Annotated in this window: 3 protein-coding genes; all 3 read left to right on the forward strand. The window is 35.0% G+C overall.

Annotation, left to right across the window (positions count from 1 at the left end; translation table 11 throughout):
- The first annotated feature begins 657 nt into the window (after nucleotides 1-657).
- The 3 genes from JN080_RS28535 to JN080_RS28545 are packed head-to-tail and all read left to right on the forward strand — an operon-like array spanning nucleotide 658 to nucleotide 2,653.
- Nucleotides 658-1,140 carry a DUF2975 domain-containing protein gene (locus JN080_RS28535; RefSeq protein ID WP_256239314.1) on the forward strand — a complete coding sequence of 161 codons (483 nt, stop codon included), beginning with the start codon at nucleotides 658-660 and terminating at the stop codon, nucleotides 1,138-1,140.
- Nucleotides 1,141-1,155: 15 nt separating this feature from the next.
- Nucleotides 1,156-1,371, forward strand: a complete 216-nt coding sequence (locus JN080_RS28540) for a helix-turn-helix domain-containing protein (protein ID WP_256239315.1) — start codon at nucleotides 1,156-1,158, stop codon at nucleotides 1,369-1,371.
- Between the two features lie 34 nt (nucleotides 1,372-1,405).
- Nucleotides 1,406-2,653, forward strand: coding sequence for a DUF4153 domain-containing protein (locus tag JN080_RS28545; RefSeq protein WP_256239316.1), 1,248 nt, complete (start codon nucleotides 1,406-1,408; stop codon nucleotides 2,651-2,653).
- Nucleotides 2,654-3,205 lie beyond the last annotated feature (552 nt).

A 3,205-nucleotide genomic window follows, 5' to 3' on the forward strand; every position in this document is an offset into this window, starting at 1 on the left:
CAGCTATATCAAGGCATACCTGCCTATTTCAGTGTGCGAAAGTTGAGTGAATTAGATATATATAACCCACTTAATCCTAATATTAAAAACAAAAGAAAAGTATAAAATAGACCCTTAATTTTATTATTGCAACCAATAAATTTCATCCTTATCCCTCCAATTTTCCATATTTAGTAATATTCTTCGTGGATTCTACAAAACCTTCATATGTATCCATTTCCTGGCAAAAAAATAACCATCATACATGATGGTCTTTTGACATGATCAGTGTTATTCAATAATCTCCCTAAACAAAAAGAAAAGGCACAATTCATGCTGCAGAATTGCGCCCGATTATGGAAGATTGAAGTATTCAATTACTTTACTTGTGGTATGGGTCACCGTAACGCATCTAAATGAGGTGCTTCCATTTATATTTGGCTCAGGCGGCTCATTTTTTTACATAAAGTTATATTTTATTAGTGGATTAACAGTAATTCAATTGAGGCTCATGAGATACACCATATAGAGCATTTCTTTGTAAACAGGAATGCTTTTATTTTCGCCTAAATTAACTTATTAACAACAAAAATCTTATAAAAATAAATAAAAATTTATTGTTTATCGATAAATTACATGCTAATATCTAATAAACAATACTTAAGAGAGGTGCTTTTTATGAAACAAGGAACAACGCTCTTTTTGAAGATAGCTGTTATTCTTATTGGAATCCCAATTCTTGCATTGTGCATATTTTTGGTGCCTAAGATCGGGAATTTTGCTGGAGAATTGTATCCAGATATTGCTTATATGAAATCTCTCGTTTTAATCGATATGTACACGGCAGCGATACCTTTTTACTTTGCTCTGTTTCAAGTTTTTAAACTTTTAAGCTATATTGATAAGAACCAAGCGTTCTCGGAATTATCGGTAAAGGCTTTAAAGAATATAAAATACTGTGCCATCACAATCAGTACCTTGTACCTGCTAGGTATGCCACTCTACTATCTCATGGGGAAGAGAGTTGACCCTCCAAGTTTCATACCAATGGGATTGGTCATTATTTTCGCCTCTATGGTGATCGCCGTTTTTACTGCTGTTCTCCAAAGACTTTTACAAGAAGCTATTAATATAAAATCAGAAAATGATTTAACGATCTGAGGTGAATAACATAACATGGCGATTATCATCAATATTGATGTAATGTTGGCTAGAAGGAAAATGAGTGTAACGAAACTTTCGGAGAAGGTTGGAATCACGATGACGAATCTTTCTATATTGAAAAATGGAAAGGCAAAAGCGATTCGATTATCAACTCTAGAGGCGATTTGTAAATCATTAGAATGTCAGCCTGGAGATATTTTAGAATACAAAAGTGACGAAGACATTTAAAAATAATATGACAATTATTAGGGGAGGTATAAACGTGGACAGTAACAATTTGATTATTGAAAATATTTCTAACCCCCATGAGCTGGAGAGAATGTTTAGAAATGACCCCAAAGCCTTTAAAAAGTCATTCTCACACGCATGGGAACAAAATCCTGATTCGCAGGTTCTTGCTGTTTGGTATGAAAGATTGAATTTCAAGGAGACGGCACATACAGAAAATGCTTCCTTCCTTCAGAAAGGTTTCTTATTCATGGGCATTTTAGCCATTCTGGCCGGTATAAGTACCAGGATCATTTTCCATTTTGTCGAACAGCAAGCAATTGCCCCAATTAACCTTGCTTTCGGGATTCTTCCCTTTATTGCAGCCTATTTTGTATACAAAAATAAACCCCAAAAAAAGGTTCTTTACACACTTGTATTGTTGTTCCTAATTTCCGGGTTGTATCTTAATATGCTGCCATTAAATAATAATGACAGTATTATCCTTGTTTACTTACACCTTCCCATATTCTTATGGGGGTTGATAGGGCTTGCATTTACTGGAAATGAATATTCAAAAGGCAGTACAAGATTAGCCTATCTTAAATTTAATTTGGAACTTTGTATACTCTACGCCAGCATGGCCATTAGCGGAATGCTGTTAGCAGCATTAACTATGCAGTTATTTAGCCTTGTCGATTTGGATATAGAAGACTTCTATTTTAGAAATGTTGTGTTATTTGGTGCTGCCGCTCTCGCTATTGTGGCTACCTACCTGGTGTCAATGAATCTTAAACTTGCTAAGAATATTACACCATATATAGCTAAAATTTTTAGTCCTCTTGTCCTGGCAACATTGTTGGTCTATCTTATAACGGTTATTTTGGTCGAAAAAAATCCATTCTTGGACAGAAATTTCCTGATAGCTTTTAACGGAATACTCCTTGGTGTCTTGGCTGTTACCATATTTTCGATTACCGAAAGCGGCACAGACGAGAAAAAGAACATTTCTGATTATATAAATTTTGCCCTAATTGTTCTTGCTCTTATCATTGACAGTGTGGCTTTGTCAGCCATAGTGTTCAGACTTTCTTCTTATGGGATTACGCCAAACAGACTTGCTGTTTTAGGAATAAACATATTTATCTGGGGAAATCTTATTTGGATTATGGTCTCCTATATGCGTTTTCTACAAAACAAGACCGGACCTTCACCCATCCAAGATGCGGTTACTAAGTATTTGCCCGTCTACGGACTTTGGGCGGCTTTCGTTACATTTATTTTTCCTTTCATTTTTAATTAGAAAGGCTTTATTAATGTACCGGATGCTGATCTTCCTTATAAAAGCCAAAAATGAACAAGTTTTATTCATAACTTGTTCATTTTTGGCTTTTCATTTTTCTAAAAAAACCTCATTTACTTATGGTACGGTTCACCGTGATAATATTAAACTTTTCATATACGAAATATTGTTTGCAATCCATTCTTAAACAATCTGGCACAAACATCGAACATGAATAAGACGCAATTATCTTTCGATAATTGCGCCCTTTAATGGAATAACTAAAATATGGTCTTACCCTAAAATCATTTAATTGTTCTTTCACTAACGCACCAGTTACTTTAAGTGCAATCCTTCACAATCTATAAATAGAAGCAAATAACCACATTACTTTAGTCAGGGTAGTACTAGCACCCGCATTAGCCCTTGACATAAAATAACCTGCTCAAAGGAGCAGGTTTTTCCATAAAGTCTCTTCTGTGTTTGGTTCCGATTTTCACCTGAGTTGTCTGCCGAACCATCTCCTCCCACAGAATGCTGCTGTTTGGTATTTGGTTTTACCTTTTCGGCTCA

It is taken from the genome of Bacillus sp. EB600 (assembly GCF_024494385.1).
GTDB lineage: Bacteria > Bacillota > Bacilli > Bacillales > Cytobacillaceae > JAEVLT01.

Coding starts and splice junctions, on each gene's coding strand:
- JN080_RS28540 (WP_256239315.1), top strand. CDS start 1,156: ATGGCGATTATCATCAATATTGATGTAATGTTGGCTAGAAGGAAAATG.
- JN080_RS28535 (WP_256239314.1), top strand. CDS start 658: ATGAAACAAGGAACAACGCTCTTTTTGAAGATAGCTGTTATTCTTATT.